The organism is Symplocastrum torsivum (genome assembly GCF_059505465.1).
On record NZ_JCACKQ010000033.1, the window covers coordinates 54,999 to 61,124 of the forward strand.

Sequence of the window (6,126 nt, forward strand, 5' to 3'; positions counted from 1 at the left end):
AGTTTTCTTGAAGTAATACCTAACCCTCTTTTACTAGAATGGTCAGTTCCTTACCAATTTTTCCTGATACTCAAGACCATTGGGCAAGTTCTTTTATCCAAGGCTTGCGATCGCGTAATCTTGTTAACGGCTTTAGTGATGGGACTTTTCGACCTAATCAAGCGATGACACGGGCAGAGTATGCCACGCTCGTACAAAGGGCATTTCAACGTCCCAAACTACGGCAGTATGCGCCTTTTGTAGATGTTCCCTCTAGCTTCTGGGCAGCGAGTGCAATTCAAAAAGCCTTTGAAATGGGATTTATGTCGGGTTTTCCCGATAAACGATTTCTTCCTCAAGAGAAGATTACCAGGGCGCAAGTTTTAGTTTCTCTGGTTGCTGGCTTAGGACTTGCCTCAACAGTGAATACAGCAAGCCAAATATCCCCCTTGACAGAAATCTATCTAGATGCATCTCAGATTCCTGGATATGCTAAAGACGCGATCGCAACTGCTACCCGTGCCAAAGTTGTTGTAAATTCTCCCAATCTCCGCACACTCAACCCAAACCAACCCGCAACAAGAGGTGAAGTAGCCGCGTTTATCTACCAAGCATTGGTGTCTATAGGACAAGCCAGTGCGATCGCATCTCAGTATATTGTGGAAGTCTTCCCTGCTGGAACAATTCGCCAAGGGATGACTGTATCTGTCAATGGTAGGTCGATGTCTGCCTCGTGGAGTCAGTGGAGTAATGGTGCTTTCCCTCGCACAGGGATTAGTGATACGGGACTTAGGCAAACACTGGGGGTAGAACTCCTAAATACTACTGATTCAACTAAACAACCAGGACAGTGGTTTTCCTCATCAGCCAATCCCTTGAATTTGGCGACAAGGCGGGATGGAACAAATCGCTACTTAGATATCACAGATTGGGTAAGCACTAGCGATTGGCAGATACAGATTAACGGCAACACACTGAATCTCGTCACGAAAATCGGCAACGTGGAGAACATTACCTTTACTGAACAATCTCCAGGTTCGCGCCTTGTAGTTGATTTAAATCGAGCAACTCCCTGGCAACTCAGTCAACAAAACCAGCAATGGGTAGTGACAATTGATGCTTTAGTTGACCAAGCGATTGTAGAACGGTTTAAGCCTCGTCCGGTTGAGCCTCCAGCCAATCCCGGAGACACAACAGAGGATAGGAATGAGGGAGAAACAGGCGGTAGTAATGAAAAACCGTTACCACCAACAGTCGAGAAGGGCAATAACCAAACCATTATTCGAGGAAATCTCCCTGATGGCTTGTCAGTTCGCACCTCAACGCTATCTAACCCAAATCGTCTTGTTGTTGAGTTGCGATCGGATGCGCTAGTAGAACGAGATATTCTTTGGGCAAAGGGACTACGTTGGCGACAGCAGTATCTTAGTCTCGGTTCAACTCGCTTCCCAATTGTTTGGCTAACCATTGATGGGCGTTCTATTGGACTAACTATTAAACCAATCTGGACTAACCCCACCACGATGACAGGAATCGCGCCATTAATTACAATCGCTCAAAAGTCACAGGTAGCAGCAGCGATTAATGGGGGATTTTTTAATCGGAATAATCAGTTACCATTAGGTGCAATTCGGCGGGAAAATCGCTGGTTATCAGGCCCCATTCTCAACCGAGGTGCGATCGCCTGGAATGATGCAGGTTTGTTTAAAATTGCTCGGCTGACGCTGATGGAAACCTTGATTACAAGCAGTGGACAGCGTCTCCCATTAGTCTTACTCAACACTGGCTATGTTCAGCGTGGGATTGCTCGTTATACGCCTGATTGGGGAACTACCTACACTCCTTTGACTGATAACGAAATTCTTGTCATTGTCCAGAATAACCAAGTAACCAGCCAATCACCAGGAGGTGCAGTCGGTCAAACTCCGATTACGATACCTCGTGATGGCTACTTACTCACCTTACGAGTCACACCAGAAACAGCAAGTGCTTTAACCGTTGGGACAAAAGTGCAACTAGAAAGCACCACAGTTCCGGCTGATTTTAGCCAATTCCCTCACATCTTGGGTGGAGGGCCAATGCTGGTGCAAAATCAACAAGTTGTTCTCGATGCTAAGGTGGAAGGCTTCAGTGAGGCGTTTAATAAACAAGCGGCAATTCGTAGTGCTGTTGGGATTTCCGCGTCTGGCGAGTTGATGATTGCCACAATCCACAACCGCATCGGGGGAAGTGGCCCTACCCTAGCAGAAACTAGCCAACTCATGCAGCAATTAGGGGCAGTTGAGGCTCTAAATTTAGACGGTGGTAGTTCGACAAGTCTAGCCTTAGGCGGTCAACTTCTTAATCGTGCGCCGAGTACAGCGGCTAGTGTTCATAATGGTCTTGGCATCTTCCTGGATTGATAGTTCTTTGCAAGTAGTCATCCTCTCAACTACCACCTCGGTAGTAAAGCTCAAGAAAGCGGAAAAACTTCTCACAGAGTTCTGGATCTCTTGCTCCCGCCTGCATTTCTTTAGTGATTTCCTCTACGGCTTGTGCCCAATAGGGGCGATCGCTGGCTGGAGCGTTACGGGCGCGATGTAGGCGTTTGCTAATAATCGCATCCGCCACATTCACCAACTGAAAGACTTGAACAACATAAGGAATTTTTTCCCTAGTCAAGCCATCCGGATATCCTGTGCCATTGAGGCGTTCTTGATGCGATCGCACTAAGGGGGCAAACTCTTTGAGTATCGGAAGCTGACTACACATGAGTGCTGAGACTTCTGGGTACTCTCGAATCTTCGCCCACTCCTGATCGCTCAAAGTACCCGGTTTGAGTAGGATAGCGTCAGGAATGCCAATTTTCCCCAAACCATGGCAGTAACTCAAGAAAATTAGCTGACGCATTTGTTCTTGAGTTAATTTCAGCCAACGTCCGAAATGTAGACACATTGTTCGGAGACGGTAGCACCGTAAGCCCGCTGTAACATTTCGGGCAAGCTGGATTTGCTCAAGAAAATTCAAAATCTCGGTGTCGCCGGAATGAAGCATCAAACTGCGAGGTTATTTTTTGTCTTCATTTCTAATTTTTGCCTTTTTTGTGAAGATTAGTGGTCATCCACAGCAATTCTACCCCTGATCCCAGTCACAAAAAGTCGGCGGATGGTGTTCCTCCCACACATAAAAGGATGTTGTCTTCCCGCCGACTTGGTTATTTGTTGTTGGTTGTTTGTAAAAAGTTTTTTCAAGTGAGGCACCATGAGCTACGCTCACAACGAAAGAATGAAAATCCCTCTCCCTACCACCTACCACCTGTCCCCTCTCACCTATTTTCAAGCGAGTGCGTAATGAACAAGCTGAGCCAACTTCTGGCGTAAGGTTTCGAGTCCTAAACGCTGACTAGCTGAAATGAACACCCCTTGAGGAAATTCCTCTTGAGCAAGCACCAACGTATCGCCGTCTACCTGATCGATTTTGTTAAACGCTAGCAGTATCGGTCCTGGTGTGACAGGCATCTCCGACAGAATGGACATGACTGAACGAATGTGACTTTGCCAAGCCCGATGGGATAAATCGACGACGTGCAGCAAGGCATCCGCTTCGGTGACTTCTTCCAAGGTAGCCCGGAAGGAATCAACGAGAGGTGGGGGCAGTTCGTGGATAAAGCCAACCGTATCGGTCAGCAAAATTGAAATTGGCTCCCCTGTTACGGCATCAGGAATTGGTAGACGTCGTGTAGTTGGGTCAAGCGTCGCAAAGAGCTGGTCAGCAGTATAAACCTCGGCATTGGTTAATGTATTCAACAGCGTGGATTTTCCAGCATTGGTATAACCAACTACAGCAATGGTCGGAACTTCCTGTTTCTGCCGCCGTTGCCGCATCCGTGAGCGATGGGCTTGTAGCTGATTCACTTCCTGTTGCAAGCGGGTAATCCGGCGTTGAATGGCACGACGTTCCGTTTCTAGTTTTGTTTCACCAGGGCCACGAGTCCCAATACCACCCCCCAAGCGTGACATTGCCTGACCACGACCTGTAAGCCGAGGCAGCATGTATTCTAACTGGGCAAGTTCCACCTGCAATTTTCCTGCCCTGGATTGGGCACGTTGGGCGAAGATATCGAGAATAACTTCGGTACGGTCTACAACTCGAACACCTGTTTCTGATTCGAGGTTGCGGATTTGTGCCGGGGAGAGGTCGCGGTCAAATACGACAAGATTGGCTCCTACTGTTTGTACCGTTAGGGCAATCTCCTGAACTTTCCCTGCTCCAACAACGGTTTGGGGATGAGGACGCGATCGCTTTTGTCGCATTGTCTGCAACACTTCTCCGCCCGCTGTTTGCACTAATCTACCAATTTCGGCTAAGCCATCTTCAAAGCGTTCTTTGGTGATGCCATCCGTCATCAACCCAACAATCAGCACCCTATCTTGGTCAGCATCGACCTGTTGAGCGACAAATTCTCGGCGGAACTCGGCTTCTAGTCCTTCGACCAAATCCAGAAAATCCTGTTTAGTCAGTATGTCCAAGCTGAGGGCAGGTGACAAGCTCCAACTGAGTGTCGAGTCAAGTGCCCGAACGCGATCATCAAGCTCTTGTACTCCTGACTCAGCAGTAGGGATTAAATGAGCCAAGTAAGTTTCTTTGACATACCCTGTCGCACCACCACCCCGTCGCTCAAATCCTGATTCAGTAACATTCAGTACCACCAAAGCATCCAATCGCTGAATCAGCATTGCCGTTAAGGTCGATTCTTTGGGGGTTTCTGCTTTGAGCTGGGTAGAAATGCAGCGAATTCCAGATAAACGTTCAGCACCGTAGCGCGGTAATTCTTGAGGCGGAATTTTCGTCTGATTTAGTGTACCCACACCCACACGAATCACCTGTCCTCGGCGATTGATGTAGGTACATAACGGCTGTTTAATATCCACGCTGATCGCTGCCAGTCGCTGGGCAAACTCCGGCGTTGTAAAGCGATCGCCTGGGACGCGCTGGGTATACAACCGTTGTAGCTGCTTAAGCTGGCTGGACTTTAGACCCTGAAGGTTGCCGTAGATAGTCTCGATAAGCTCACCTTACCTCTAACTTTATGGAATCTATTCTACAAACTGGCAGCAAAAACTGATGCTTTAGTTATTTAGCGATATATCGTGATAGCTCTTCAAGCTTCCCCTGCTCCCTCGACTTTTCCTGCTTCCCAGCTTCTTCATCACTATTCTTTAACGATAACCTGCGGGAAATCCCCTTGAGTCGGTAGACACGCTTGGGATGAAAGCACGGAAGCCATAGGCACGGGGGCTTCCAAACTTTTGTTTATGTATTTATCTCTAATCATGATAGATGGTAAGATTAGTGCTTATGAGGTAAATTGAATGCTGCATAGAGCCGTAAAAGTCCGCTTATACCCAACGCCAGAGCAAGAGATGCTGCTAGATCAGCATTTCGGTTGTGCGCGTTGGTGGTGGAATTACGGACTCAATAAGTCTATTGAAACTTACCGAGATACGGGTAAGGGGCTGGGGCGTTCAGCACTCAATGTGCTTTTGCCAATGCTCAAGAAGGATGAGGAGACTGCATGGTTAGGCGAGTGTTATAGTCAGGTATTGCAGGCTGTCACTCTCAATCTGACAACGGCTTACAAAAATTTCTTTGAAGGTCGTGCGGGATTTCCACGATTCAAATCAAAGCACGGCAAGCAGTCAATTCAGTACCCCCAGAACGTCAAGGTGGAGAATAATGCGGTCAAGCTACCTGGCAAGGTAGGTACAGTAAAAGCCAAAATCCACAAAACTATTGAGGGAACACTCAAGACTGTCACTGTCAGTAAAGAGCCATCAGGAAAATACTATGCATCTATCTTGACTGAGATAGAAGGTGAGAATCCTGCTGTTTCAACAGAAGGCACAGTGATTGGTCTTGACTTGGGTTTGAAGCACTTTGCCGTGACCAGCGATGGTAGCAAGGTATCTAAGTACGATAACCCCAGACACCTTGTCAAGCATGAGAAAAACCTTAAGTGCAAACAACAAAAGCTAGCCAGAAAGCAAAAAGGAAGCAAGTCAAGACATAAGTATAGAAAGGTTGTTGCTAGGGTTCACGAACGAGTGAGTAACTCAAGAGCAGATTTTCTACATAAGCTTTCAAGGAAGCTCGTCAATGAGAACCAAG

General features: G+C 47.4%; 4 protein-coding genes. 2 read left to right on the forward strand and 2 right to left on the reverse strand.

The window, feature by feature from the left end:
• Positions 1-38 precede the first annotated feature (38 nt).
• Entirely contained in the window at positions 39-2,381 is a 2,343-nt protein-coding gene (locus AC5JL3_RS11095; protein WP_496074548.1) for a phosphodiester glycosidase family protein, read from the forward strand.
• 25 nt (positions 2,382-2,406) lie between these two features.
• Here the strand turns inward: AC5JL3_RS11095 and AC5JL3_RS11100 are convergent, their stop codons facing one another.
• Together AC5JL3_RS11100 and hflX are read right to left on the reverse strand one after the other, a co-directional pair.
• Complete coding sequence (locus tag AC5JL3_RS11100; protein WP_496074549.1) at positions 2,407-3,012, reverse strand: HD-GYP domain-containing protein; 606 nt, start codon at positions 3,010-3,012, stop codon at positions 2,407-2,409.
• Positions 3,013-3,293: 281 nt separating this feature from the next.
• Entirely contained in the window at positions 3,294-4,961 is a 1,668-nt protein-coding gene (gene hflX, locus AC5JL3_RS11105) for a GTPase HflX (protein ID WP_496074550.1), read from the reverse strand.
• Positions 4,962-5,330: 369 nt separating this feature from the next.
• Here hflX and AC5JL3_RS11110 point away from each other — a divergent pair.
• Positions 5,331-6,126: RNA-guided endonuclease InsQ/TnpB family protein (locus AC5JL3_RS11110; protein WP_496074551.1), on the forward strand; the 796-nt coding region annotated here is incomplete at its 3' end.